Origin of the sequence: Blastococcus capsensis (assembly GCF_030165005.1) — a bacterium.
GTDB lineage: Bacteria > Actinomycetota > Actinomycetes > Mycobacteriales > Geodermatophilaceae > Blastococcus > Blastococcus capsensis.
In genome coordinates this window covers 125,383-151,091 of record NZ_JASNNW010000010.1, presented here as the reverse complement: position 1 = coordinate 151,091, position 25,709 = coordinate 125,383, and the positions used below count along the sequence as shown (strand labels likewise).

At 73.3% G+C, this 25,709-nt stretch carries 21 protein-coding genes; 7 read left to right on the top strand and 14 right to left on the bottom strand.

Annotation, left to right across the window (positions count from 1 at the left end; genetic code table 11):
- Positions 1 to 62 precede the first annotated feature (62 nt).
- From QOZ86_RS10700 to QOZ86_RS10675, 6 genes are all read left to right on the top strand, one after another.
- Positions 63 to 635, top strand: coding sequence for an alpha/beta fold hydrolase (locus QOZ86_RS10700; RefSeq protein ID WP_284491948.1), 573 nt, complete (start codon positions 63 to 65; stop codon positions 633 to 635).
- Between the two features lie 286 nt (positions 636 to 921).
- Positions 922 to 1,947, top strand: coding sequence for a 3-oxoacyl-ACP synthase III (locus QOZ86_RS10695; protein WP_284491947.1), 1,026 nt, complete (start codon positions 922 to 924; stop codon positions 1,945 to 1,947).
- On the top strand, positions 1,944 to 4,574 hold the full coding sequence (locus QOZ86_RS10690; protein WP_284491946.1) for an alpha/beta fold hydrolase: 2,631 nt from the start codon (positions 1,944 to 1,946) through the stop codon (positions 4,572 to 4,574). The genes QOZ86_RS10695 and QOZ86_RS10690 overlap by 4 nt, the downstream gene beginning before the upstream one ends.
- A complete protein-coding gene (locus QOZ86_RS10685) occupies positions 4,571 to 5,569 on the top strand; it encodes an NAD-dependent epimerase/dehydratase family protein (protein WP_284491945.1) in 999 nt (332 codons plus the stop codon). The genes QOZ86_RS10690 and QOZ86_RS10685 overlap by 4 nt, the downstream gene beginning before the upstream one ends.
- Before the next feature lie 570 nt (positions 5,570 to 6,139).
- Positions 6,140 to 6,907 carry an alpha/beta fold hydrolase gene (locus tag QOZ86_RS10680; RefSeq protein ID WP_284491944.1) on the top strand — a complete coding sequence of 256 codons (768 nt, stop codon included), beginning with the start codon at positions 6,140 to 6,142 and terminating at the stop codon, positions 6,905 to 6,907.
- Between the two features lies 1 nt (position 6,908).
- Positions 6,909 to 8,252 carry a hypothetical protein gene (locus QOZ86_RS10675; RefSeq protein WP_284491943.1) on the top strand — a complete coding sequence of 448 codons (1,344 nt, stop codon included), beginning with the start codon at positions 6,909 to 6,911 and terminating at the stop codon, positions 8,250 to 8,252.
- A 455-nt stretch (positions 8,253 to 8,707) separates the two neighbouring features.
- On the opposite strand, the gene QOZ86_RS10670 is transcribed toward QOZ86_RS10675, so the two are convergent.
- The 13 genes from QOZ86_RS10670 to QOZ86_RS10610 form a co-directional block, all read right to left on the bottom strand.
- A complete protein-coding gene (locus QOZ86_RS10670; protein WP_284491942.1) occupies positions 8,708 to 9,691 on the bottom strand; it encodes an SDR family oxidoreductase in 984 nt (327 codons plus the stop codon).
- Entirely contained in the window at positions 9,688 to 10,872 is a 1,185-nt protein-coding gene (locus tag QOZ86_RS10665; protein WP_284491941.1) for a zinc-dependent alcohol dehydrogenase, read from the bottom strand. Before QOZ86_RS10665 ends, QOZ86_RS10670 begins: the two co-directional genes overlap by 4 nt.
- Positions 10,873 to 11,177: 305 nt before the next feature.
- On the bottom strand, positions 11,178 to 12,110 hold the full coding sequence (locus QOZ86_RS10660; protein ID WP_284491940.1) for a cytochrome c oxidase assembly protein: 933 nt from the start codon (positions 12,108 to 12,110) through the stop codon (positions 11,178 to 11,180).
- The gene (locus QOZ86_RS10655) at positions 12,107 to 12,490 is read right to left on the bottom strand and encodes a hypothetical protein (RefSeq protein WP_284491939.1); all 384 of its coding nucleotides are present in this window, start codon (positions 12,488 to 12,490) and stop codon (positions 12,107 to 12,109) included. The genes QOZ86_RS10660 and QOZ86_RS10655 overlap by 4 nt, the downstream gene beginning before the upstream one ends.
- An 83-nt stretch (positions 12,491 to 12,573) precedes the next feature.
- Entirely contained in the window at positions 12,574 to 15,129 is a 2,556-nt protein-coding gene (gene ctaD / locus QOZ86_RS10650) for a cytochrome c oxidase subunit I (RefSeq protein WP_284491938.1), read from the bottom strand.
- Positions 15,126 to 15,752, bottom strand: a complete 627-nt coding sequence (gene coxB, locus QOZ86_RS10645) for a cytochrome c oxidase subunit II (protein WP_284491937.1) — start codon at positions 15,750 to 15,752, stop codon at positions 15,126 to 15,128. Before coxB ends, ctaD begins: the two co-directional genes overlap by 4 nt.
- Positions 15,753 to 16,048: 296 nt before the next feature.
- Positions 16,049 to 16,510 carry an ester cyclase gene (locus QOZ86_RS10640; RefSeq protein ID WP_284491936.1) on the bottom strand — a complete coding sequence of 154 codons (462 nt, stop codon included), beginning with the start codon at positions 16,508 to 16,510 and terminating at the stop codon, positions 16,049 to 16,051.
- A gap of 618 nt (positions 16,511 to 17,128) precedes the next feature.
- Positions 17,129 to 18,703, bottom strand: coding sequence for a phospholipase D-like domain-containing protein (locus tag QOZ86_RS10635; protein ID WP_284491935.1), 1,575 nt, complete (start codon positions 18,701 to 18,703; stop codon positions 17,129 to 17,131).
- A 690-nt stretch (positions 18,704 to 19,393) separates the two neighbouring features.
- Complete coding sequence (locus QOZ86_RS10630; RefSeq protein WP_284491934.1) at positions 19,394 to 20,245, bottom strand: MetQ/NlpA family ABC transporter substrate-binding protein; 852 nt, start codon at positions 20,243 to 20,245, stop codon at positions 19,394 to 19,396.
- A 42-nt stretch (positions 20,246 to 20,287) separates the two neighbouring features.
- On the bottom strand, positions 20,288 to 20,944 hold the full coding sequence (locus QOZ86_RS10625; protein ID WP_284491933.1) for a methionine ABC transporter permease: 657 nt from the start codon (positions 20,942 to 20,944) through the stop codon (positions 20,288 to 20,290).
- On the bottom strand, positions 20,941 to 22,032 hold the full coding sequence (locus QOZ86_RS10620) for a methionine ABC transporter ATP-binding protein (protein WP_284491932.1): 1,092 nt from the start codon (positions 22,030 to 22,032) through the stop codon (positions 20,941 to 20,943). Before QOZ86_RS10620 ends, QOZ86_RS10625 begins: the two co-directional genes overlap by 4 nt.
- A gap of 341 nt (positions 22,033 to 22,373) precedes the next feature.
- Complete coding sequence (locus tag QOZ86_RS10615; protein WP_284491931.1) at positions 22,374 to 22,634, bottom strand: hypothetical protein; 261 nt, start codon at positions 22,632 to 22,634, stop codon at positions 22,374 to 22,376.
- A gap of 377 nt (positions 22,635 to 23,011) precedes the next feature.
- Positions 23,012 to 23,767, bottom strand: a complete 756-nt coding sequence (locus QOZ86_RS10610) for a hypothetical protein (RefSeq protein WP_284491930.1) — start codon at positions 23,765 to 23,767, stop codon at positions 23,012 to 23,014.
- On the opposite strand from QOZ86_RS10610, the gene QOZ86_RS10605 reads away from it, so the two are divergent.
- The gene (locus QOZ86_RS10605) at positions 23,766 to 24,485 is read left to right on the top strand and encodes an endonuclease V (RefSeq protein ID WP_284491929.1); all 720 of its coding nucleotides are present in this window, start codon (positions 23,766 to 23,768) and stop codon (positions 24,483 to 24,485) included. The genes QOZ86_RS10610 and QOZ86_RS10605 overlap by 2 nt on opposite strands.
- A gap of 176 nt (positions 24,486 to 24,661) precedes the next feature.
- On the opposite strand, the gene QOZ86_RS10600 is transcribed toward QOZ86_RS10605, so the two are convergent.
- Positions 24,662 to 25,708, bottom strand: a complete 1,047-nt coding sequence (locus QOZ86_RS10600) for a lysophospholipid acyltransferase family protein (RefSeq protein ID WP_284491928.1) — start codon at positions 25,706 to 25,708, stop codon at positions 24,662 to 24,664.
- Position 25,709: the final 1 nt, after the last annotated feature.

The following is a 25,709-nucleotide window of genomic DNA, read 5'->3' as shown; positions in this document are numbered from 1 at the left end:
AGCGCGGGCAGGCAACGGAAGGGGAGTGCGGCGCGTCGTCGGCGACGCGCCGTGATCGAGCGGTGACGACGGGAAGCCGGCAAGCAGGCTGGTCGCTCGGCTCCGCCATCCTGCAGGAGCTGGCTCTCGCGCACCCGGAGCAGGTCGCCACCGCGGTCCTGTACGCCACCTGGGCACGCTGCGACGGTTTCCAGCGCTCCGTCCTCGCCGCGTTGCGGCACCCCTACGTCACGAGGGACATGGAGACGGCGCTGGCCGCAGCGGGCATCGCCTTCTCGCCGCAGCTGCTCGACCACCCGGACTTCGAGAAGATGCTGGAGCCGATGCTGCCGGCGTTCCCGCAGACCGAGGACCAGATGCAGGTCACGGTCGAGCAGCGGGACGCGAATCTGGCGCACGACACCCGGGACCGGCTCGGCGACATCGCCACACCCACCCTGGTGATCGTGGGCGAGCAGGATCTGCTCACCCGGCCCTGGCAGGCGAGAGCCGTCGCCGACGCCATCCCGGGCGCGCGCTTCGAGCTGCTGACCGGGCCGGGGTCGAGCCACGGACTGCACATCGAGCGCCCCGAGGACCTGGTGGGCCTCATGACCGGTCTCCTCGAGGAGCACACGGTGCTGCAGACGAGTTGAGCCCCGGGGGGCACTGCGTGCCGCGCCCGGGGCACCGTTCACAGCCGTCCGGCGACGTCGGCCCCGGGTCGCAGGAGTCCGGACTTCGGCAGGCGCCCGATCCCCCACCCGCAGGAGCACCCGCCGTGCACGAAGGTCGGAGCAAGAACTGGATCAGGCGTGGGAGCGTGCCGGCCACGGGCCTGTCGACCCGTGCGGGGGTAGAGCGGCGCGAGTCGGGGGTAGGGTCGCCCGGAGCCGGGCGGCCAGCGGAGGGCCGGCCCCACTCAGAGCTGGGCTTCTGCACATGACGGGCAACGCGATCCATCGCTTCGCCAACACGACTGTCCTGACGGTGCAGACGGCGGACGCCTCCCAGGTGGTCACGTCCGCGGACATCGACGAGCGCCTGCGGGATACCTACCAGCGGGTGGGACTGCGCACCGGCCTCCTCGAGCGGCTCGCCGGCATCCGCGAGCGCCGCTGGTGGTCCGACGGGACGACGTTCGTCGACGGCGCCGCCATGGCCGGGGCGAAGGCCATCAGCGAGAGCGGTGTCGACCCGGCGCGCATCGGCGTCATGATCAACACCTCGGTGAGCCGCAAGTACCTCGAACCCTCGACCGCGGTGGCGGTGCACCACGCGCTCGGCCTGCCCCGGTCCTGCCAGAGCTTCGACGTGACCAACGCCTGTCTCGGCTTCGTCAACGGCATGGAACTGGCAGCCGCCATGATCGACTCGGGCATGGCCGACTACGCCCTCATCGTCAACGGCGAGGACTCCCGGATCGTCCAGGAGCGCACCATCGACCAGTTGAACCGACCGGGCACCGTGTCGCGGGACGTGCTCGCGCAGTTCGCGACCCTCACGCTGGGCTCGGGCGCCGCGGCGATGGTCCTGGGTCGCGCCGACCGGCACCCGGAGGGGCACCGCCTCGTCGGGTCGGTGAGCCGGGCGGGGACCGAGCACCACGACCTGTGCGTCGGGGACAACGACATGATGCGCACCGACCTCAAGGGTCTGCTCGACGCAGGGCTCCGCCTGTCCGAGGACCTCTGGGCGGACGCCGCCGGGGACTTCGACTGGGCGGCCGGCATGGACCGTTACATCGTCCACCAGGTCTCCAAGGTCCACACCAAGGCCATGTGCGACCGGTTCTCGATCGATCCCGCGCTCGTGCCGACGACCTTCCCCACCAGGGGCAACCTGGGGCCGGCGTCCGTTCCGTTCACCCTGGCCGGTCAGCAGGACACGCTCGCCGACGGCGACCGGGTGCTGCTCATGGGCATCGGCTCGGGACTCAACGCCTCGTGCCTCGAGATCGTCTGGTGACGGCGCGCGACGCGACGCCCGCGCCGCCGACGCTCCCGGGCCTGGATCCGGCGTGGTCCCGCTACCTGACCGTCGTCGACTCGACCGGCGTCGAGCACGACTGGCACGTCCTCGACAACGGCGTCCCCGACCCCGTCGGCACGCTGCTGTGCGTGCACGGCAACCCCACGTGGTCCTACCTGTGGCGGCGGCTACTGGCTGGTGCGCCGGCGGGCTGGCGGGTGATCGCTCCCGACCAGCTCGGCATGGGCTGGTCGCAGCGGCTGCCCGGGCCCCGGTCGCTGAGACAGCGGGTCGCCGATCTGGGCGATCTCACCGACGCACTCGGGGTCGACGGCCCGGTGGTCACGGTGGGACACGACTGGGGCGGTGTCATCTCCCTGGGCTGGGCGCTCGAGCACCGACGGGACCTGCGGGGCGTCGTCCTGGCCAACACCGCGGTGGCGATGCCGCCCGGCGACCTCGGGCCGGCGCTCATCCGCCTGGCGCACGCTCCCGGCGTGCGGACCGCCGTCACCGTCGGGACCCCGGTGTTCGTCCGGGCGACGACGGCGCTGTCCCGCCCGCCGCTGCCGGCAGACGTACGCCGGGCCTTCGCCGCGCCCTACGTCTCCGCGGAGCGCCGCCGCTCGGTCGGCGACTTCGTCGCCGACATCCCCTTCTCCGGGGCGCACCGCTCACGACCGGTGCAGGAGGCCATCGCCGAGGGCATCCGCACGCTGGACGTCCCGGCACTGCTCCTGTGGGGTCCACGTGACCCCGTCTTCGGGGAGCGCTATCTGGACGACCTGCGCAGCCGACTGCCGCACGCCTCCCTGCACCGGTACGAGGGCGCCTCGCACCTGCTCCCCGAGGACGCGCCGCAGTACGCCGCCGCCGTCGCGCAGTGGGTGACGGAGCTGCCCGACGGGGGGTCCTCGAGCCGTCCGCCGGCTCCGGCTCCAGCCCCCACCCCGGCGGAGGACGGCCCGCGCCCGCTGTGGGCGGCCCTGACCGAGCGCGCCGCCGACGACTCCCCCGCCGTCGTCGAGGTGGGCGGGGCGACCGTGAGCTGGGCGGAGCTGAACCGGCGGGTCGAGCACCTCGCAGCCGGGCTGGCGGCGACCGGCGTCCGGCCGGGGCAGCGCGTCGCGCTGCTCGTGGAACCGTCCGCGGACCTCACCGCGGCCGTCTACGCGGTCTGGCGCGCGGGCGCGGTCATCGTCGTCGCGGACAAGGGACTGGGCCTCCGGGGCATGCGTCGCGCCCTGCGCAGCGCCGCCGTCGACCACGTCATCGGCAGCGTCCGGGGGCTCGCCGCCGCGCGCCTGATGGGCCTCCCCGGCTCGCGCCTCGCCGCCGGCCCGGGACGCCCGGCCGCCCTGCGCGCCGTCGGCGCGGTCCACACGCTGCGGGAGATCGAGGACGTGGGCCGCGACGCCACCGCGCCGGCGGTCCCACCCGAGGACGCCGACTGCGCGGTCGTCTTCACCTCGGGGGCCACCGGCCCGGCCAAGGGGGTGATCTACACGCGGCGCCAGGCGTCGGCTCAACTGGACCTGGTGCGGTCCACCTACCGGTTGACCGGCGAGGACCGCCTGGTCGCCGCCTTCGCGCCCTTCGCGATCCTCGGCCCCGCGCTGGGGATCGGCTCGGCGGTTCCCGACATCGACGTCACCGCCCCCGGCTCGCTCACGGCGGCGGCCCTGGCAGAGGCGGTGTCCGCCGTCGGCGGCACGGTCGTGTTCGCGTCACCGGCCGCCCTGCGCCGGGTCGTGTCCACCGCCTCCGCCCTCACCGCCGACCAGCGGTCCGCGCTCGGCGGGATCCGGCTGCTCATGTCGGCCGGCGCACCCGTCCCGGCCGCCCTGCTGCGCTCCCTGCGCGAGGTCCTGCCGTCGGCCGAGGCCCACACGCCCTACGGCATGACCGAGGTGCTGCCGGTCACCGACATCTCCTCGGCCGAGGTGGACGAGGCCGCCGGCGGCGAGGGCGTGTGCGTGGGGCGGCCGCTGCCCGGTGTGGAGGTGCGGCTCAGCCCGTTGGGTCCGGGAGGTTCCGCCGACGGCGCGTTGACCGACACCCCCGGTGTTCCCGGCGAGGTCTGCGTCCGCGCCGCCCACGTCAAGGACCGCTACGACGCCCTCTGGGCGACCGAGCGGGCGGCCTCCCGGCCGGCGGGCTGGCACCGGACCGGGGACGTCGGGCACCTGGACGTCGAGGGACGGCTCTGGATCGAGGGCCGGCTGCCGCACGTGATCACCACCGCCCGGGGTCCTGTCACACCGGTCGGCATCGAGCAACGGGCCGAGCGGGTCCGCGGCGTGGCGGCCGCCGCTGCCGTCGGCGTCGGCCCGAGCGGCGGGCAGGTCGTCGTGGTGGTGGTCGTCCCCGACGGGTCTGACGCGCGCGCGTCCTGGCGGCATCGCGCTCCGGCGTACGGCCGGTTCGGGATGGCCGTGGCCCCGCCCGACCTGGCGGACGCCGTCCGGACCGCTGCCCGCGTCGACGTCGCGGCGGTGCTGGTCGCCGCCCGGCTCCCCGTCGACATCCGCCACCAGTCGAAGGTGGACCGCCGCCGCGTCGCCCAGCAGGCCGGCCGACTGCTCGCCGGCACACGGCGGCGGACCGACGAGCGCCGGCCATGAGGGTCCTGGTCACCGGGGCCAGCGGGATGCTCGGGCGCGCCACGGCCGAAGGACTGCTGGCCCGCGGGGACGACGTGACCGTGCTGCAACGCCGCCCCTCGGGTCTGCCCTGCGCCGAGGTGCTGGGGGACGTCGCCGACCCGGCCGCCGTGGCGAGGGCCGTCCGCGGCCAGGACGCCGTCGTCCACCTGGCCGCCAAGGTCGACGTCACCGGCCCTCGGGCCGAGTACGAGCGGGCGAACGTCCAGGGGACCCGCACCGTCGTCGACGCCTGCCGCGCCGAGGGCATCGGCAGGCTGGTGCACGTCTCGTCGCCGTCCGTCGCCCACGCGGGGGCCGCGCTGACCGGGGTCGGCGCCGAACCGGCCGATCCGGCGGGTGCCCGCGGGCACTACTCCCGGACCAAGGGCGTCGCCGAACTCGATGCGCTGGGCGCCGACTCCCCGTCCCTGGCCGTGCTCGTCATCCGTCCGCACCTGGTCTGGGGGCCGGGTGACACCCAGCTGGTCGGGCGGATCATCGAGCGCGCCCGGGCCCGGCGACTTCCGTTGATCGGATCCGGTGCGGCCCTGATCGACACCACCTACGTCGACAACGCCGCGGCCGCCCTCGTCGCCGCGGTGGACGCGTGCGGGCCGGTGCACGGCGAGGCGCTGGTCGTGTCGAACGGCGAGCCGCGACCGGTCGGTGAGGTCATCGCCCGACTGTGCCGGGCAGCGCGCGTACCGGCCCCACGACGGCGGGTTCCGTTCGGGATGGCCTGGCTGGCCGGGGCCGTCGTCGAGGGGGCGTGGACGGTGTCCGGCCGCCGCTCGACACCACCACTGACCCGCTTCCTCGCCGAGCAGTTGGCGACCGCGCACTGGTTCGACCAGAGCCGTACGCGGGCCGCGCTCGGGTGGGCGCCGCAGGTGGGTCTGGACGAGGGGTTCACCCGCGTCGCCGCGTGGTACGCCGCGGCATCCGCCCCCGGGACCAGCTCGACGGTGCCATAGCCCATCGACGGGCGATGTGCCCGTAGCCGGTGATCGGACCCGCCGGCGAGATCCCGGCGTGACCACGGCCTCCGCCGACCGACGACCCGGAGGAGCAGCCCGCGTGACGGTGCCGTTCGACAGGTCTGATGGGAGGCGGACGCAGGGGGAACAACCCACCGCCCACGGACTGCCCGCCCGACCGGGATAGCGGCCCGGTTGCTCGTTGCCGGCCCGCCCTGGCGAGAGGTCAGGCCGGTCCACCGTCCGTGGAGCCGCGTCGTGGCCCGGCTCCACGTCCGATGGTCCGGCTCGACCCGCTCAGGCGGCGTCTCGAGCGGGCGCTTCACAGCCGGAAGACCGGCGCCGGCCTGCGGATCAGGCCACCACCGTGAGCCGATCGTTGCGCTCGGTCAGCCGATCGCCGGCCAGAGGTCCCACCCGCAACGCCACGCCCTCGACCCGGATGTCGACCTCGCCAGGGATCAACCCGATGCGGTCGCGCAGCTCCTTGGGGATGACCAGACGTCCCGCCTCGTCGGTCTCGCGGCCGGGCCGGATAGCGCCGCCGCCGCAGGGTAGGGCTGACCCATGCCGGAGCCGCCGCGCCTGCCCGAAGAGATGCTCCTCCGCTACACGGACGTACCGGAGGGGCGCATCCGCACCCGCGTGCTGGGCCGGCGGCAGCCGGACGCCCTCCCGGTCGTCGTGGTCCAGGGGATGGCGGTCTCCGACTACCTGCTGCCCGCGTGCGCAGCGCTCGGTTCCTGGACCGAGGTGCACCTGTTCGACGTCCCCGGCTTCGGCGGCAGCGGCCGGCCGACGCGGCGGCTCGACGTCCGGGGCTACGGGGAAGCGGTGGCGCACTGGCTCGAGGCTGCCGGCCTGGACCGGGCCGTGGTGGTCGGCCACTCCAGCGGCACGCAGGTGGCCGCGTGGGCGGGGGTGCTCGCGCCGGACCGCGTGGCGGCGGTGGGCCTGGCCAGCCCGACGATCGACCCGATCGCCCGGCCGCTGCCGAAGCTGCTCTACCGCTGGCGCCTGGACGCCCGCTCGCCCTCCCCCGGCCTGGAGGAGAACCACGTGCCGGAGTGGAGGCGCGCCGGCATCGCCGGGGCGGCCCATCTGGTCCGGGCCCATCTCGCCGATCGGATCGAGGAGCAGGTCGCCCGCCTCCGGATGCCCGTACTGGTCATCCGTGCCGAGGACGACCGGCTGACCACCGACCACTGGGTGCGCGGGCTCGCCGCCTCGGCCGGCGGGAACCTCGTGACCGTTCCCGGTGCCCACGCGTTCCTGTGGCTGGATCCCGGGGCCTGGTCGGAGCCGTTGCGCGAGCTGTCGGCCAAGGCGCGCTGAGATGGTCCGCCGGAGCCGCTCCGTGCCGCCCGAGGAGGCGATCGCATCCTTCGACTCGGCCAGCGCCTTCTTCCTGGCGCTGGCCCGTGCGCTCGACGGCCGGGACTTCCCCTACCTGGGGCAGTCGCGGTGGAAAGCCCTGCCGGTGCGGGCCAGCGCGCTGCTGCCGCGGCCGCTGCGCTGCCGGGCGTACGCGGTCGCGAGCGGGAGCGAGGGGGTCGCAGTCGACCGGCTCGGCGACATCGACCTCGACGACGTCGCCGACTGGGTGGCGCAGACCTATCCGGACCGGCGCTACCCCGCAGTGCTGGTCGGCTCGTCGAACGGCGCGCTGACCCACCTGGCGGCCGCATGCGGCGTCGCGTGGCTGCCGCAGACGCTGCTCGTGCCGGTGCGCCGCCGCGGGGCCGACCCGGCGGACATGCCGGCGGCGCTCGAGTTCGGCGCGCGCCACGGCCCCGCCCTGCTGGCGCACAACCCACGGGTCGAGCTGCACCAGATGCAGGACGCCAACCAGGACGCGCTCAGCGGCTCGCAGATGGCGTACTTCCGCGTGAAGTGGACCAACCCGCCGCCGGCGTACCAGCGCTTCCTCGACGAGCGGCTCGAGCCGGGGGCGCCGGTCATCGTCGTGCGGGACACGTCGACCTGGCCGGTCACCCGCGTCGGCGACCGGCACGTCTTCCAGGTCGGCGCGCAGGGCGGGATGACCCCCGAGGAGTACCTCGACGCACCCGGCGTCCCGGTCCCCGACGAAGCCGCCGCCGAGGCCGAGTGGGGGTTCGCCGAGCCACTGCTGGACGGGCTGCGCGAGGCCGCGCGCCGCACTGGCCACCCGGTCGTCGAGCTGCGGTTCGGCCATCCGCAGGATCCCGCCGCCGCCGTCGCCGACGTGCTCCGGTCGTGGACGCGACGCCGCGGCGGCGCGGCGCAGCGGCTGCTGGTGAGCTCGTTCGTCGTCCACGACCCGTGGCGGACGATCGAGACGGGGTCCGTGCCGTTCTGGACCTTCTTCCCGGTCCGGTCGGCGGCCCACGACCTGTCCGACTACCTGGCGTCGACGCCGTACGACGACGTCGACGTCATGCTGTTCAGCCACGGGGTCGAGTCACGGGGCCTCGCCGACGCGCAGACCTGGCAGAGCATCGCCGGGCGGGCGCGCCGCCGGGGCCGGCTGCTCGGCGTAGCCCCGCGGGCGTTCCCGGCCGACTTCGCCGTCTTCGCGCGCTACACCTCCGCGCTCCGGTCGCTACCCGACGGCGGGCTGCCGTGGTCGCCGCTGGCAGTCGGGGACGCCCTGGCCGGCCTCCGCAGCGCGGAGGACCTGTCCGTCGTGAGTGGCTGAGCCCCGGCCGGGGCCCGACCTCATGCGGTCCCAGTGCCCGCTCTCGTACGACGTCCGGCAGTCCGAGGCCCGACTCGGTGCCTCGAGGGAGGTACGTCGCACCGGTGATCCGGAGATGCTCGACCGAGGCCGGTAACAGCGAGATGCCGAACCCTGCGGCGACGAACGAGAGACGTCGACCGGCTGGTGATCGAGCGGCTCGGCAGCACCCTCGACGAGCCACGCTGGTCGGGCTTCCCGACCGGGTCATCGACGATCTGCTGCAGGACGACGGGAGCCCGGTCGCCATCGTCACGCCGGATCTGCTGGTGCACGTCCCCCGCTCTGCCCGACGGTGTCGTTCTCTTACTCCGGCTCACCGACGACGAGCGGGAGCACCAGGCCTTCCCCTGATCGTCGGCCCTCGGTGCCGACCGTGTCATCCCGCCGCCGAGCAGGGCGATGGAACACCGGGATCACGGTGTTCGGTCGCCGACCCAGCGCCGGACTCCCGTGGCCCCGCCCGTCGCGGCAACCACCGCGCCGGCACCCACGGCTACGCGGGCGGCCCGGTTCCGCCACCCGCCGCGCACCCCGTCGAGGTCGGGCTGCGGCGAGAAGACGTTGCCGGCGTCCCGGGGAGCCGGTTCCTTCCCCAGGGCCACCAGGCGCATCGCCAGCGGCGCCAGCTCGCTGTACGTGCGCGGCAGCAGCGCATGCCCCCAGGACGCCACGTGGTGCAACTGCCCGACAGTCACCTCCCGGCGCGGGTGCTCGGCGCACCGGACGACGGCCCGCGCGGCGCGCCCGGGCGATGAGACCGGTGGCACCGGCTTGATCTCCCGGCCGGTGTAGTTCGCGGCGTGCCGGAAGATCGGCGTGTCGATCGAGCCGGGCAGGACGGTGCAGACGCGGATGCCGCGCTCCTGCTTCAGTTCCTGGCGCACGACCTCGGAGAACCCCAGGATGCCGAACTTGCTGGTCGCGTAGGCGCTGACGTACGGCGAGGTCATCTTCGCGTAGAGCGACGCGAGGTTGATGATCACGCCCCTCTTCTGCCGTTTCAACACGGGGAGGGCAGCCCGCGTGCCGTACATCGTCCCGAGGAGGTTGACCTCGATGATGCGGCGCTGCACGTCGACCGGCACGTCCCCGATCGAGCCGTACGCCATGACGGCCGCGGCGTTCACCCAGACGTCGATGCGGTCGCACTCCTCGACCGCCCGCCGCGCGAGCGCCTCCACCGCGTCGCTGTCGGCGACGTCGGTGGGCACGGCCACGGCACGCACCCCGGCCGCGCGGCACTCGGCCGCCACCTCGTCGAGCGAGGAGCCGCCGCGCGCAGCCAGGACGACGTTCGCCCCCCGCTCGGCGAACCGCTGCGCGGCGGCCCGGCCGATGCCGCTGGAGGCCCCGGTCAGGACGACCGTGGCGCCTCGGAGGTCGACGCCCCGGCTCACGGCTTGAGGACGACCTTGATGCAGCCGTCTTCCTTCTTCTTGAAGATCTCGTACCCGTGCGGGGCCTCGTCGAGCGACAGCTTGTGGGTCGTGAGGTCCTCGGTGCCGAGCGGGTCGGCGTCGTCGTGCAGCGCCGGCATGATGTCGTCGATCCAGCGCTTGACGTGCGCCTGGCCCATGCGCATGGTGACGCCCTTGTCGAACAGTTCCATCATCGGCATCGGGTCGGCCTCGCCGCCGTACACGCCGATCAGCGACACCGTGCCGGCGCGGCGGACCGACCCGAACGCCGTCCGCATGGCGGCCATCCGGTCGACGCCGAAGGTCTCGACGGCCTTGCGGGCGACCGGGCCGGGCAGCAGACCGGCGGCCTTCTGGGCGACCTCCTGGAACGGCGTCCCGTGGGCCTCCATGCCGACGGCGTCGACCACCCCGTCGACCCCTCGCCCGCCGGTGAGATCGATGATCGCCCCCGGCACGTCGTCGACCTCGTTGCCGTCGAGCACCGTGATGCCGTGCCGGCGGGCCATCTCGAGCCGCTCCGGCACGTTGTCGACGCCGATGACCTGCTCGGCCCCCAGGTACTTGGCCACCCTCGTGGCGAGCTGGCCGACCGGCCCCAGCCCGATCACCGCGCAGGTGCTGCCCGCGCCGACGTCGGCGTACCGCACCGACTGCCACGCGGTGGGGAGGATGTCCGACAGGAACAGCCAGCGCTCGTCCGCGTGCTCCTGCGGCACCTTGATCGGGCCGAACTGGGCCTGCGGCACGCGCAGGTACTCGGCCTGCCCGCCCGGGACCTGGCCGTAGAGCTTCGTGTAGCCGAACAGGGCCGCGCCCTTGTCCTGCTCGCGCACCTGCGTCGTCTCGCACTGCGCCATGAAACCGTGGGTGCACATCCAGCAGTGCCCGCACGAGATGTTGAACGGGATGACGACCCGGTCACCGGGCTTGACGTGGGTGACCTCGGCCCCGACCTCCTCGACGATCCCCATCGGTTCGTGGCCGATGATGTCGCCCTTCTCCAGGTACATCCCCAGGACGTCGTACAGGTGCAGGTCCGAGCCGCAGATGGCCGTCGAGGTCATCCGCACGACTGCATCGGTCGGCTCCTGGATCACCGGGTCGGGCACCGTCTCGACCGATACTTTCCCTGTTCCCTGCCATGTGAGCGCCTTCACCGCGTCGTTCCTCCCAGGTCGATGTCCCTGCCAGGCCCCGAAGGGGCGCCGGCGTCCTGCACCGGTCACTACCCGGGGCATGTGCGCCGTTCCGCTGTCGCCCATGTCGATTCGATGACAACGGCCGCTCCGGCGTCCGCGCCCGGGCCGGGGCTCACCGTTCCTGCCCCATCACGTCGGCGCGCGGCCAGCGCCCGGCCGTGGACGCTCGGACGGTGGCCACCAGGCCTGGGGAACCGCCTCGGCAGCCGACTCGGTGGTGCTCCACCGGTACAGCGGCACATCGGTCTTGAACCGCCCCGGGTTCAGCGGACCGTGCGCTGGTGCTGAGCAGCAGCTGGTGACGCGCTAGCGCCCCTGGTTCGGGACCCGCCGGCGTCGACGACCAGCCCCGTGACCACGGGTGCAGCGGGCGCCTCGCCGTCCTCGGTTCCGCGGATCCAGGCGATGAGCAGGGCGAGGGCGGCGATGACGTGGATCATGCCGGCGGGGATCCACATGATGGCGCCGGCCAGGTGCTGGTCGGCCAGCGGATCGAGTCCCCACGCCTGGGTCGTCGTCGCGTAGCCGGAGTACCACGGGTCTTTGGCGAACGTGAGCAGGAGTGAGAGCAGCGCGCTCGACATCGCCATCCCGAAAAGGAGCAGGACGCCGAGGCCGGCCGGGACCCGGGCCGCGCGCACCCCGACCACGGTCCGCCAGAACAGCACGCCCGTGGCCAGGAACGACGCGTGCTCGAGCGCATGGATCACCGGGTTCTGCAGCGCCGCGTCGTAGAGCGCGCCGGCGTGCCAGGCCCACAGGGCCCCGACGTGCAGCAGCCAGGCCGGACCCGGATGCCGGAGCACGTGCCCCCAGGCGGTCAGCCGCGATCGTCGGCGCCACCGCGGGAGCGCGCGACGGACGGCGGGTGGACTGCCGCGCAGCAGCGTGCCTCCCGGAGCGCTCAGGGCGAGCAGCGGTGCGGCCACCAGGGTGAGCAGCAGGTGCTGGACCATGTGCCCCGACGCCAGCACGCCTCCCAGCGCGTCCACCGGTGACAGCAGCGCGACGGCGAGCGCGACGAGCCCCGCGCCGAAGTACCACGGCCGCCGGCCCTCGGCGGCCCTGTTCCTGGACCGGCCGCGCTGGTACACCACCGCTGCCAGGAGGAGACCGCCGAGGGTCAGCGGGTCGGCGTGCCAGGCGGACCACAGATCGTGCGGTGCCAGGGATTCACCGACATGGGCGAGGATCACGCGCACGCCCCCAGGACCAGCGCGGGCAGGCCGACGAACAGCACGGTGGTCAGACCGAGCAGCGACAGCAGGAACCCACCGAAGGCGAGCGGCTGCCGGTCGACGAGCTCCTCGGTGCGCGCCTCCGGGCGGGCCCGGTGGAGCGCCCGCCACCGCGCGAAGCCCCACCACGCGGTCGCCGCGCAGGCGATCACGGCGACCGCGGTGGCGACGAGCGTGACGACGGTCGGTACCGGTGGGTCGAACGCGTTCAACCCGGGACCGTCCCCGGTGCAGCCGGCCTCCGCGACCAGGTAGACCAGCATGAAGTGGACGGAGCTGATCACCGGACCGGCGAGGAAGACGACGACCGCCGTCACCGCCCGGGTGTCGACCGACACGTCGACCGGAGCCGGCGTGCCCCTGCTCGCCGTAGCCGTCTCGTCCGGTCGAGCGGGACGGTGCTCCAAGGGATCCGGGGCGCTCATGTCAGTGCCGGCCCGAGGTAGAGCGTCGCGAAACCCACGACCCAGATGACCGCCATCGCCACCCAGAAGCGGGCCACGTTCGCGAGCGGGGCGTGCCGGCGGTACGTGTACGTCCTCCGGGACGCCCAGTAGATGACCATGACCAGCATGATCAGCGCGGCAGATGCGACGACGAGGACGAAGCCGGCCAAGGTGTAGAAGATCGAGCCGTAGGCGTGCGCGGTCCATCCGACGTCGAGCTGCACCAGGTCCACGACCTGCACCGCCACCCCACCGGCGGCCAGGAGGAGGGCGGCGTACAGCCCGCCCCGGAAGCCGCGCATGTCACCCCGGGCGATCGCCCGATGCGCGAACGGCACGCCCACCGCACTGATCGCGACGAGTGCCGCAGCGACGGTCGCCTGGCCCAGCGGCGGGTTGCTGACGCCCGCCGCCGGCCACTGCGGGTTCTCCAGCCGCAGGTAGAAGTAGCTGAGCAGCAGGGCGGAGAAGGCGACCGCGACGAACAGGATGGCGAGCAGGGTGCCGGACCGGGCGACGATCACGCTGCCGTGGGCGTTGACCGGAACGCCGTACTCGCGCTCGAAGTCGTCCTCCTCGTCCGCGGTCATCGGCGCGGGCTGCGGCCAGTTCCAGGCGATGACGGCGGCGATGATGATCAGGACACCGACCCCCGCACCCCAGCGCAGTTTGACCAGCTCGCTGAGGAAGATCAGCACCACGCCGCCCGCGGTGATCAGCGGCCAGATCGAGGGGTTCGAGACGCGGAAGACCTCCACGGGTCGCCCGTCCGCAGTGCCGACGACGACCGCCGCCCGCCACTTCAGCGGCCACTGCCCGAGCCCGCGCACGAAGCGCTCCAGGTGCGGGTCGCCCCGGTCGAGCTCGGTCTGGTCCCAGAGCGGGTGCCGGCTGCGCACGATCGGCGGCTCGGTCCAGCTGTGCTGCTTGGGCGGCGACGGCAGCGCCCACTCGAGGGTGTCCGCGCCCCATGGGTTGGCGTCGGCCTGCTCCCCTCGCCGGATGGTGCGGAACACGTTCCACACGAACACGCCGATGCCGGGCACGATGATCAGCACGCCGATCGTGGAGATCAGGTTGAAGATGTCCCAGCCCTGGCCGGCCTCGTAGGTGTAGACGCGGCGCGGCATCCCCATCAGCCCGACCTGGTGCATCGGGAAGAAGGCGACGTTCACGCCGATGAACAGCAGCCAGAAGTTCCACTTCCCCAGCCGCTCGTCCAGCAGCTTGCCGGTGAACTTGGGGAACCAGTAGTAGACGCCGGCGAAGATCGGGAAGGCCACGCCGCCGATGAGCACGTAGTGCAGGTGCCCGACCACGAAGTAGGTGTCGTGCGCCTGCAGGTCGAAGGGCACGGAGGCGACCATCACGCCGGTGATCCCGCCGATGACGAAGATGATCAGGAACCCGACGACGAACAGGAACGGGGTCTTCCACACCGGTCGCCCGGCCCAGATGGTGGCGAGCCAGGAGAAGATCTGGACGCCGGCCGGGATGGAGATCGCCATGCTCGCCGCGGCGAAGAAGCTGAGCACCAGCGGCGGCAGCCCGACGGCGAACATGTGGTGCGCCCACAGCGCGAACGACAGGAACCCGATGGCGACCAGGGACGCGACGAACCACAGGTAGCCGACCGGCCGGTGGCGGACGAAGACCGGCAGGATCATCGCCACGACCCCGACCGCAGGGATGAACTGGATGTAGACCTCGGGGTGGCCGAAGATCCAGAACAGGTGCTGCCAGAGCAGCGAGCTGCCCCCCTGCTCCGGGTCGAAGAACTGAGTGCCGAAACCGCGGTCCAGCTCGAGCAGCAGACTGCCGATGATCAGCGGCGTGAAGGCGAAGAGGATCATGAACGCCATCACCAGGAACGCCCACGCGAACAACGGCATCCGGGTGAGCGTCATGCCGGGGGCGCGCATCTTCAGGATGCCGATGATGATCTCGACGCCGGCGGCGATCGCGCCGACCTCTGCGACACCCAGCCCGAGGATCCAGAAGTCGACCGCCAGGTCGGGCGAGTACTCCGGCCCGCTGAGCGGCACGTAGGCGAACCAGCCGACGTCGGGCACGAGCTGGAACAGGGCGCTGCTGTAGTAGAGCAGCCCACCGAACAGGAAGGTCCAGTACGAGAACGCCCCCAGACGCGGGAACGGCATCTCCCGGCTGCCCAGCATGGAGGGCAGGATGAGGATCGCGAAGCCCTCGAAGATCGGCAGGATGACGAGGAACATCGTCACCGAGCCGTGGTTGGTGAACAGCTCGTTGTAGAACTGCGGGCTGACCAGCTCCTGCTCGGGGAAGGCCAGCTGCAGGCGCATGATGAGTGAGTCGAAGCTGCCGCCGAGGAGCAGGAAGAAGAAGCCGGTGAGCACCAGCCGCTTGCCGACCAGGTCGTTCTGGACGCCGGTCAGCTGGCCGCGCAGCCCCGGCGGGTCGTCCCAGATGCGGTCGAGCTCCTCGGCCGTCCCCGGGTCGGTGACCTCCGGCGTGTACTTACCGGGGTCCGATGTCCCCTGATCAGTGCTCACCGTTGCTGCTCGATCCAGTCCATGAAGTCCTCCGGGCTCTCGGCCACGACGTCCAGCTGCATGGTCGCGTGCTCGAGCCCGCAGAACTCCGCGCAGCTCGTCCCCCACTCCCCCGGCTCGTCGGCCTGCAGCACCAGGACGTTCACGCCGTCGGGCAGCATGTCCGTCTTGCCGCCCAGTTCCGGCACCCAGAAGCTGTGGATCACGTCCGCCGACGTCAGGTGGAACTCGACCGGTTGCCCGACCGGGAGGTGCAGCTCGCCGACGGTGGTGACCCCGGCCTCCGGATAGCGGACCTCGAAGTACCACTGGTGGCCGATGACCTCGATCTCCAGCGCCTCGGGCGGAGCATCTTCCGACAGCACCCGCATCGCGGCGACCGTCGCGCCGAACACGACGACCAGGACGACCAGCGGCAGCACCACGCCACCGCCCACGATCCAACGCTTCTCCGACGGCTGCCCCTCGTCGGAGCGCTGCCGACGGAACAGGCCCACGGCGAGCAGCACGGCGAAGAGGACGAACACGGCCACACCGAGGCCGAGCATCAGCCACCACGTGTCCGCGATCGCCTCCGCGGACGGGCCCTTCGGATCGAGACTGCCGCTGCTTGCGCTATTCACCGCCGGCCCGCCGGGGCTTCATTACCGACCCGGCGCGCGCCGTGCAGACCGAGGACAGGTGCGAGCCGCTCGGTACACCGACCGACGAAAAACAGGTCATGCCGCCTCCACCAGGACTATCGCCGCCTGACCGTACCGAGCCCGGGGCTGCGGGAGCGACCCGAACCGGGACACAGATCGCGACGGCGGGCCACGAGCGCACAGCTCGAGCGCCACTGCGGGTGGAGAGGTACGGACCGTTCCGGGGAGCCGCCCCGCCCCGGGCCCCGGGACGGGGGTGGCTGCCCCGGGCGGACTCAGCTGGTGATTGCGTTCTTCACCTTGTCCACCACGCTCTCCTGCCCGCCGGGAGCCGCGCCGATCTGCTGCATGATGCCGAGCTCGTCGGTGCTCCCCCACCGCTCGACGATCTGGCCGTTCTCGAACCGGCCGATCTGCAGACCCCGCACCTCGATCCGCTTGCCGGTCGGCGCGACTCCCTGGAACTCCCCCTGGTGGGTTCCGGTCAGCGTGTACGCGAACGCGATCTTGTCGTCGTCGGCCACGTTCACGAGCGGCTCGAGGTGCGCGTCCGGGAACGCGGTGGTGAGGGTGCGGAAGAAGGTGCGGTAGCCCTCCCGGCCGGCTCCCTGGCCGGGCGCCGGGTCGTGGTCGACGGCATCCACCGCGAACAACGTGTCCACGAATCCGTCGATGTCGCCGCTGTTCAGCAGAGCTGCGGCCTGCTCCTGGGTCGAGGTGTTCTGTTCAACGCTCATCTTCTCCCGCTACCCCCGGTCCGCGGCGAGGGAAACCGACACCGGGCACGGACCGGCGCGACCAGCTCGCGGAGCTGGCCGGCGCCCGCGCTCAGCGCCACCCGGACGGATGGCGAGGCGACATGGCTCTGGCCAATTGGCCGCGCGCCGTTCGGCTCCGCGCCGTCCGGGCAGTCCGACTTCGATCCCCACCCACCCGAGCACGTGCCGTACGCCGAACCGTCTGGGCGCCGGGTCCCGGTGCGGCTGGGCAGCGGGACAGCACCCATGTGCAGCTGCTCCACCAGTCCGGGCAGACCCCCCGGAGGATCGGCCGATCACCAGCTTCGCGGACATCGACCCGGCCAGCAGCATGGTCTACCTGCGGCCGCATCGGCTGCGTGGCCTACCGGCGATGATCTGATGCCCGAAGGCAGCCCCTTCCGGGTGTTCGCCCGTCGAGGTCTGCCCCAGCCGCGTGACCCGTGACCTGATCGCCCTCAGCCCGTGGACCGCGGGTCCGAGGTCACCTCGGTCACCTCGAGCGCCACGCGGCGCGAGGCGTCGGTCACCGACACTGTCCACGGGCGCCACGCCGCCCGTGTCGACGACCGGGGTGCGACGACGCCGGCCCCCGCGTCAGGGGCGCACCCGGTTCCGCGGTCGCCGGCGACGGGCGAAGAACCGCTCGACCCGGCGCCACCGGTTCGGCGTCTTCTCCGGGTCCATGACCTCGGACTCGGCGAGCGCCCGGTCGGCCGGACCGAGCTCGGGCGGCTCGAAGGGCACCAGCGAGCGACCGGCCGGCCGGCGCAGCCGCTCGATTCCCTGCACGAGCGAGCCGGTGTCGGTGATCGCCGTGGCGACGTCGTCCGGCGTGCAGCCGAGGTGCTCGGCGAGCAGGCGGTCGCGGAAACCGACGATGGTCGCGGCGAGCCGGTCGGCCCCCAGCCGTCCCTCCACCATCTCGATCGCCAGGTCGCACTCGGTGTCCAGGCCCATCGAGCGGTTGTTCACGTTGCTGGAGCCGATGCGCAGCAGGCGGTCGTCGACCACGGTCACCTTGGCGTGCACGTAGATGTGCTCGCGCTGCTCCGTCACCGGCGTGTAGAGCCGGAACCGGTCGTGCACGTCGGCCTCGCGGACGATCTCCAGCACCCGGGCCCGCGCGGTGCCCATCGCCTTCTCCGAGAGCCAGCCGTCGGCGGTCTCCGGGTTGATGACGACGACGTCGGGGCCGTCGGGCTCGCGCAACCGCTCGGCGATCGCCTCGGCGATCCGGCGGCTGGCGAAGTACTGGCTCTCCACGTAGATCGAGCGCCGGGCCGCGGCGACCGCAGCCAGCCACAGCAGCTCCACCTCGTGCACCAGGGACGTGCCGCCGTGCTCCGGTCGGGTGCGGGAGATCGCGACGTCGACGTCGGTGAGCAGGGGCTCGACCTCCTCGGGCCAGCACTCCTGCTCACGGTGGACGGGCTCCAGCCGCTCCCCCGTGCTGCTCTCCCACCGTTCGCGGGCGAGCTCGGCGACCGCGCGGGCGGCGCGCCCGGCCATGATGCTGGTCGCGTCGTGCCACGGCCCGGTCAGCCGGCCCTCGGCGCCTCGGGCCGCCGGTCGACGCCGGTGCGGGTTGTCGTCGGCGTGGTCGGAGGTGTCCCAGCGGTCGGCGGTGACGTCGATGCCGCCGGCGAAGGTCAGGCAGTCGTCGATGACCACGATCTTCTGGTGGTGCGCACCGCCCACCGGGTGGTGCGTGTCGACCGCGAAGGTGAGCCGGTCGGGCGTACGCCGGTCGAGCAGCACGATCGGCTGCAGACCGCGGCCGAGCGCACGCAGCATGCCGAGGTCCCACTGGAGGACACCGATCTCCAGCTCCGGGTTGGCCGTCACCGCGTGTTCGAGCACGGCGCCGAGCCGGTCCTCCTCCGGCCGGCCACCGTCGAGCGGGTCGAGCCGGATCCGCGGATCGAAGTCCCAGCCGATGAACAGCACCCGCCGCTCGGCGCGCAGCACCGCGCGCTTGAGGGTGGCGAAGTAGCCGGCTGCGTCGACGAAGATCGCGAAGCGGGTGGCCCGCTCGATCCGCCAGCAGGTCTCGCCGGGAACGAGCAGCGGCGCGCCCACCTCCGGCCGGCCTTCGGAGGTGTCGCCCGGTGCGGGGAGCGCGATACCGGGTTCGGTGTCGGGCTCCGTCGCCGCGTGGCCGCCGTCCATCACACCGGCAGTGTGCCCGTCGTCGCCGACGGAACCAACGACCGACGTGTCCGGACCAGGGCTCGGCTGCGTCCGGTGCCGTGACGACGCCCCGTGGCCCTCGTCCACACCCGCCCCAGCCGACCTCCCGGTCCGGTACCGCGGCGACCCGGTCCCGGACGTAGCTGCGGGTCGCGTCGTCGGATACCTCCTGGAGCCGCGGCCCACCCCGTCCCGCAACGGTCCGGCGTTGTCGGCCGTCCGGTGCTCGGAGTCCTCGACCAGCCCGCCGACCGCGCCGGTAGGGCCCCTGGGCCATGGCCGGCGCAGAACCGGGCGACGGCTGCGCCGCCACCCCGGTCTGCTGGTGCTCAGGGAACCGGCCGGACCCGGCCGGCCCCGTGAGCGCCTAGATGTGGCGGCGGCCGCTGAAACGGCTGAACAGTCGCTTGAGCAGGTTGAACTTGATGAGTCCGGACACGAGTCCCATGGCGATTTCCTCCTCGGATCGAAGGGAGAGGCCCTACCCGCATTCCTCGGCGTTCATGTCCGGGTCGCACTCGGGGTCACGACGAGCCGGCTGTGCGACCGATCCGTCGTCCCCGGCACCCGTCAGGCCCTGCTGCTCGCCCCGCCCATCCGGCTCCCCGGACGCGCCGCACCAGGGGCCCCAGCCGCGTACTCGCCCGGGCCCGTGGCTGGGAAGCCGGCTCAGAACGCCGGCAGGACGGCGCCGGAGTAGTTCTCCTCGATGAACTGACGGACCTCGTCGGAGTGCAGCAGCTCCTCGAGCTGCACGATCCGCTCGGCGTCCTCGTCCCCGCTGCGGACCACCAGCAGGTTCGCGTTCGGGTTGCCCTCGGCCTCCTCGAGCGCGAGCGCGTCCTCGGCCGGCGAGAGGTCGGCGTCGATGGCGTAGTTGCCGTTGATCACCGCGGCGTCGACGTCGGCCAGCGAGCGGGGCAGCTGGGCGGCCTCGATCTGCTCGATCTCCAGGTTCTTCGGGTTGGTGTCGATGTCGAATGCGGTCGGGGCGGCGTCCCCGGTGTCGGCCAGGGTGATCAGGTCGTTGGCCTCGAGCAGGCGCAGCGCCCGGGCGGCGTTGGCCGGGTCGTTCGGGATCGCGACCGTGGCGCCGTCGGGCAGGTCGGCCAGGTCGGTGAGCGACTCGGAGTAGAGGCCCAGCGGCTCGATGTGCACCGGCTCGAGAGCGGTGAAGTCGTAGCCCGCGCTGGCCTCCTGTTCCTCGAGATAGGGCACCGTCTGGAAGTAGTTGGCGTCCAGCGAGCCGTCGTCGAGGGCGACGTTCGGCTGCACGTAGTCGGTGAACTCGACGATCTCCAGGTCCAGCCCCGCCTCGTCAGCGAGCTCCTCGTCGACGAACCGCAGGATCTCGGCGTGCGGCACCGGGGAGGCGCCGACCCGCAGCGGCTCGTCGGCGGCCGACAGCTCGGCCTCGCCGCCCCCGCAGGCGGTGAGGCCGAGCAGGGTGGCGGTGGCGACGGCGGCCAGGGTGGAACGGGTGGAACGGGTGGAACGGGTGGAACGGGTGGAGCGGAGCATGCGCGTGTTTCTCCTTGCGGTGGGTTCCGGTGGTGCGGGTGGTCAGGCGTGCGCGAGCCGACGCGCCCAGCGGTCGCCGGCCCACTGCAGCAGCTGGACGAGGACGAGCAGCAGGACGACGGTGGCCACGGTGATGTCGGTGCGGAACTGCTGGTAGCCGTAGCGGATGGCGAAGTCGCCCAGGCCGCCGCCGCCGATGGCGCCGGCCATGGCCGAGTAGCTGACCAGTGCGACGACGGTGACGGTGACGCCGGCGACGAGGGACGGCAGTGCCTCGGGCAGCAGCACGGTCCGGACGACGTCGCGGCGTCGGGCGCCCATGGCCAGCGTCGCCTCGACCTTGCCGTGCCCGACCTCGCGCAGGCTCGTCTCCACCAGGCGGGCGAGGAACGGGACGGCGCCGATGGTGAGCGGCACGATCGTCGCCGTGGAGCCGATCGTCGTCCCCACGATGCCGCGGGTCACCGGGGCGACCAGCACCAGCAGGATGATGAACGGCAGCGACCGGCCCAGGTTGACCAGCAGTCCGAGGATTCGGTGCACCGCCGGGCTCGGGGAGAGCGCGCCGGGCGCGGTGATCGTGAGCAGCACGCCGAGCGGGACGCCGATCAGCACGGTCAGCAGCGTGCTGACGCCGACCATGTAGAGCGTCTCCCAGGTCGCCTCGGCCAGCTGCGGGCCGATGCGGTCCCAGTTCATCGCTGCACGTCGGGGGCATCGAGGAACCGGGGCTCGTCCGGCTCGCGGTCGGACTCGGGAGCCGGCTCCTCCTGCTCCTGCCAGGGCGGTGGCTCGTCGCCGGGGGTGGCGCGTTCGACCAGCGATCCGCCCGCCCGCAGCTGCTCCAGGGCGGCGTCCAGCCGGCCGTCGTCGCCGGTCACCGACAGCAGCAGGCGGCCGAAGCGCCGACCGGCCACGGTCTCCACCGAGCCACCCGCGACCTCGACGTCCAGCCCCAGGTCGCCGGCGAGGGTGCGCAGCACCCGGCCCTCCGGCGCTGACTCGGTGAGGGTGACCCGCACCAGGTTCCCGGTCGCCCCGGCGACGGGCGGGGCCGGCAGCAGCTGGGCGGCCAGCGCAGAGTGCGGACGGGTGAGCACCTCGGTCAGCGGGCCGCCGTCGACGACACGGCCGCGGTCCAGCAGCACCGCGCTGTCGCACACCGCCCGGACGACGGCCATCTCGTGCGTGATGAGCAGGACGGTGAGGCCGAGCTCGGTGCGCAGCTGCCGCAGCAGGTCGAGCACGCCGGCGGTGCTCGTGGGGTCCAGCGCACTGGTGGCCTCGTCGCAGAGCAGCACCTTCGGCCGCGCGGCCAGTGCGCGGGCGATGGCGACGCGCTGCTTCTGACCACCGGAGAGCTGCGCCGGCCGGGAGGCGTGCCGATCCCCCAGTCCGACCAGGTCCAGCAGCTCGGCCACCCGGCGACGGCGTTCGGCCCGGCCGATGCCGGCCAGCTCCAGCGGGTGCTCGACGTTGCCGGCGGCGGTGCGCGAGTCGAGCAGGTTGAAGTGCTGGAAGACCATGCCGACGGTGCGGCGGGCGCGGCGCACGCCGTCGGCGTCGAGGTCGGTGAGCACCTGGCCGTCGACCGCCACCCGGCCCGACGTCGGCCGCTCCAGCAGGTTCACCAGGCGGGCCAGCGTGCTCTTGCCCGATCCGCTGGGACCGACGACACCGGCGAACTCGCCGTCAGCGACCGACAGGCTCACGCCGTCGACGGCGACCACCTCGGCCGCCCCGCGGCGTGCGGGGAAGACCTTGCGGACGTCGGACAGCTCGATCACGGGGACCTCGGGGTGGCTCGGCAGCGGGTGGCACGGGCGGCGACGAGCCACGGTCGGAGGACCGGCGACGCGCCGCAGGCAGCGCGTCGCGCGGGTGGTCCGCGCGGGCTCGACGGCTCCGGGCTACAGCAGGCTGGCCGTGCGCAGGAGGTCGACGGCGCGACGACGCGTCAACACAACACTCCTCCGCACCCCTCGAGCATCCCCCGCCGGCGGCCGGCCTGCCAGCTCCGCTGCGTCAGTGTGAGAGAACGCTCAACCACCGGGGGCGGGAATCGACCCGTCGCCGGTCGATCGGCTCGCCGGTGACCCACCACGGTCGCCCTCCCCCGCGGCCGGACTCAGCCGCCGACGGTCTGCTGCAGGTCGTCCCGCGGGGCCACGCGCAGCGCGCGGAACGGCAGCCCCTCCGCGCCCGGCTCTGCCCAGTCCAGCTCGACGATCTGACCGGCCCGGAGCTCACCGGATCCGGAGGTGCTGCGCACGATCGCGGCGGCGTCGGCCCAGCACCCACCCGGCAGGTCGGGAGCCTCGATCACCGCACCGCTGCGCTCCCCGTCCCACCGGACGACGGTTCCGAACGTCGTGCCGCCTGGCGTCATGCCGCAGAGGTTGCGCCTTCGCCCCCCCGGAATCAAGCCGCCGGGGTTCCCTCGCCACCACGGTGGCCTCGTCGGCGTAGGCGCCGGCCAGGGGCCGCCCATGCAGGCGGCCTTCGGGGAGGGCGTCGTCGGCGCCCATGACGTGCACCAGCCACCCGTGGATCAGGGCCGCCGGCGCACCGTGCGTGTACTGCACGGCCGAGGAGGCAGCACAGGGACGGCTGGTGCCACGCTGTCGCGCGTCCGTCGACGGGCAAGGTCGCCGTCGCGGAGAAGCCCGTGCCGCCGTTCGTCGACGACTCCGCCCCCACGGATGCCGGCCGGCTGGTCGAGCGCCTCCGGCACCGGTGTGCCGAGCAGTTTAGGGCCGGCCGAGGTCAGGCCGCACCGGAGAGCCGGTAGAGCGCGGTGTGCCGGACGTGCAACACCGGCTCGGCGTCGGCCAGGACCAGTGCGTCGTAGCGGACTTCCTCGTGCCGGCCCCGCCGGCCGACGTCGGTGACGCGCCCGTGCACCGTCATCCGCGCGGGCAATCGGGCGACACCGAGGAACCGGCAGTCGCTCGAGGTGTGGATCCACGGCCCGAGGGCGACGTTGCGCATGAGCAACGTGTTGACCAGGCGCAGCAGCAGACCGGGATGTGCCCACGCGTTCTCCCGATACAGCGGCAGGGGCTCGCCGATCGCGTCGAGGTACCACTCGTTCTCCTCGACGGTGCCGGTCTCGTGGACGCTGCCGAACGGCCCGACCACCGGGTCCGCCACCAGCTCGGCGGGGCCCGGCGCTTCCGCGAAGCCGGCGAGGAGAGGCCGGTCCACCGTGCGACCGGCCGAGCCCAGGCAGCGCACCTCCCCGTCCGGGCCGGTGACGGCCAGCCGGCCGTCGGTCAGGTCGACGAGCAGCTCCTCGCCGTCGTACACCGGCCGGCGGAAGCGCAGGTCGACCCGTCCGCCGGACAGCCACTCCTCCCCCCACGTCGCCACCAGCGGCGTGGTGGTGCGGGCGAACAGCTCGACCCCGGGCACCAGCGCGCCGGAGAAGCCGAACCGCCGGGCGACACCGTCTTCGTGGATCTTGTTGTCGGCCTCCTCGATCACGTGGGCGGTGAAGCGGTGCGGCGCAGGAGCGTCCATGCCCCCGGATGCTGCCACGCCGGCAGTGGCCGATCATGGCGAGATGTCGCGCACCGCCGGCGGGTGGTGGCCGGCGGATGCCGAGGAGCTGCAGGACCTGCAGCGGCGGCTCGGGCTGCTCCGGCCGCCGCCCTGGCATCCGGGCACGTCGCCCCACGACCTGGCGGCCGCCGCCGTCGTCCACGATCCGGACGAGGGCGGCCGGGCCTGGGCCGGCGCGGTCCTCGTGCGCGGTCGCCGCATGCTGGCCGCACAGGCCGTCGCCGGGGCGGTGCACGGGCCCTACCTCCCCACCCTGCGGTCCGCCCGTGACGGGCCGCTGCTGGTCACCGCCCTGGAGGCGCTCGGCCGGCGCCCCGACGTCGTCCTGCTCGCTGCCGCCGGGCGGGATCATCCGCGGCACGCAGGCCTGGCACTCCACCTGGGGGCCGTGCTCGGCCTCCCGAGCATCGGCCTCACCGACCGGCCGCTGAGCGCGACGGGGCCCGTGCCCGGGCCCGTGCGCGGGGATACGGCGGCGCTGGTCCTCGACGGCGTCGAGGTCGCGCGCCGGGTGCGGACTGCCACCGGTGTCCGGCCGGTCGTCGCCCACGCCGCCTGGCGCACGACCGGGGAGGTGGCGGCAGCACTGCTCCTCGCCGGTACCCGGGGCGCACGAACACCCTGGCCGTTGCGGGAGGCGCGGCGACTGGCGCGCGAGGCTCGCGGACGGGGATGACTGCTGCCCTGGTGGAGGACGACGCGATCCTGCCCGGCGGGGTTCCCCCCCCCTTCGTCCGCCTGCACGGGGCCGTCATCGACCCGGTCGGGCCGCTCCTCGTGCGCGCCACCCTCGGCACCGTCCTGCCCACCGCGGGCCCTTTCCGTGCGGCCCGCCGGCCGCCGGCCGCCCCGTCACCCGCCGCCGCCCTCCGCCGACTCCTGCCGTCGCGTGGCCTCGATCCACTCGTCGATGGTCTGCCACCACCGGTAGAGCCATTCGGTCTGCTCGCTGGCGTCACGCGGCACGTCGGCCGACGCGACGAACCACCAGCGCAGGTGCAGCGTCTTGTCCATCGGCAGGCTCCGCCACACGTCCCGGAACGTGTCCAGGTGCTCCAGCCCGGTGTGCGCGACGAAGACGACGTCGGCGTGCGGAGCCGCCCCCAGCGCCGCCGTGACCCCGGCCGGACGCGGCGGCAGGACGTGCCGCATCACCTCGGCCCGGCGCACCGCGCGCAGCAGCCCGCGGTCGCGCAACCGCTGGATGGCCCTGACCCGGCGCCCCGGGGTGAAGTTGGCGCCCTCCGGGAAGATCAGCAGGGCGTCCTCCTCCCCCAGGTCGCGGGCGAGCTCCGCGATCGCCTCCGCGGAGCTGGATCCGGCCGGCCCACCGGGGCTGACGAAGTGGTTGGGCAGCCGGTTGAGGTAGACGTCGATGAGCGGATCGAACTGCAGCACGTCCTTGAGCACGATCCGCGGCTGCCGCAGGTGGTCCCGGTTCATGAGCGTGTGGACGAGCAGGAACGAGTCACCCGGACCGGCGTGCCGGGACAGCACCACCATGGCGTCGGTGGAGCCGGGCTGCCCGTCGTCCAGCGGTGACCAGGATTCCCCGTCGGTGACCAGCTCCAGGACGAACAATCGCTGCGCAGCCCGCATGAGCACGTCGAGCAGCAGCCGCAGCACGGTGTAGTGCGCCGCACGGAACCTCGGAGCGGCCAGCCGGCGACCGAAGCCGCTGAGCACCCAGAGAGCCCCCGCGGCCACGAGCCCGGCCAGCTCGATCCCGAGGTACACGAGCGCGAAGCACAGCAGCCGCAGTGCGCGCCAGCGTCCCGGCAACCACGCCGAGACGATCGCCGCCACGACCACGAGCACCGGCAGCAGGATCACCGCGGCCGCCAGCGCACCGATGAGCAGCGGTCCGGTGAGCCGGCGCACCCGCCGGGGCGGGAGCACC

What these genes read in the sequence shown, in the direction of transcription:
- QOZ86_RS10695 (WP_284491947.1), top strand. Translation starts at nt 922, where the DNA reads ATGACGGGCAACGCGATCCATCGCTTCGCCAACACGACTGTCCTGACG.
- QOZ86_RS10685 (WP_284491945.1), top strand. Translation starts at nt 4,571, where the DNA reads ATGAGGGTCCTGGTCACCGGGGCCAGCGGGATGCTCGGGCGCGCCACG.
- QOZ86_RS10680 (WP_284491944.1), top strand. Translation starts at nt 6,140, where the DNA reads ATGCCGGAGCCGCCGCGCCTGCCCGAAGAGATGCTCCTCCGCTACACG.
- QOZ86_RS10675 (WP_284491943.1), top strand. Translation starts at nt 6,909, where the DNA reads ATGGTCCGCCGGAGCCGCTCCGTGCCGCCCGAGGAGGCGATCGCATCC.
- QOZ86_RS10640 (WP_284491936.1), bottom strand. Translation starts at nt 16,510, where the DNA reads ATGAGCGTTGAACAGAACACCTCGACCCAGGAGCAGGCCGCAGCTCTG.
- QOZ86_RS10635 (WP_284491935.1), bottom strand. Translation starts at nt 18,703, where the DNA reads ATGGACGGCGGCCACGCGGCGACGGAGCCCGACACCGAACCCGGTATC.
- QOZ86_RS10630 (WP_284491934.1), bottom strand. Translation starts at nt 20,245, where the DNA reads ATGCTCCGCTCCACCCGTTCCACCCGTTCCACCCGTTCCACCCGTTCC.
- QOZ86_RS10625 (WP_284491933.1), bottom strand. Translation starts at nt 20,944, where the DNA reads ATGAACTGGGACCGCATCGGCCCGCAGCTGGCCGAGGCGACCTGGGAG.
- QOZ86_RS10615 (WP_284491931.1), bottom strand. Translation starts at nt 22,634, where the DNA reads ATGACGCCAGGCGGCACGACGTTCGGAACCGTCGTCCGGTGGGACGGG.
- QOZ86_RS10605 (WP_284491929.1), top strand. Translation starts at nt 23,766, where the DNA reads ATGCCCCCGGATGCTGCCACGCCGGCAGTGGCCGATCATGGCGAGATG.
- QOZ86_RS10610 (WP_284491930.1), bottom strand. Translation starts at nt 23,767, where the DNA reads ATGGACGCTCCTGCGCCGCACCGCTTCACCGCCCACGTGATCGAGGAG.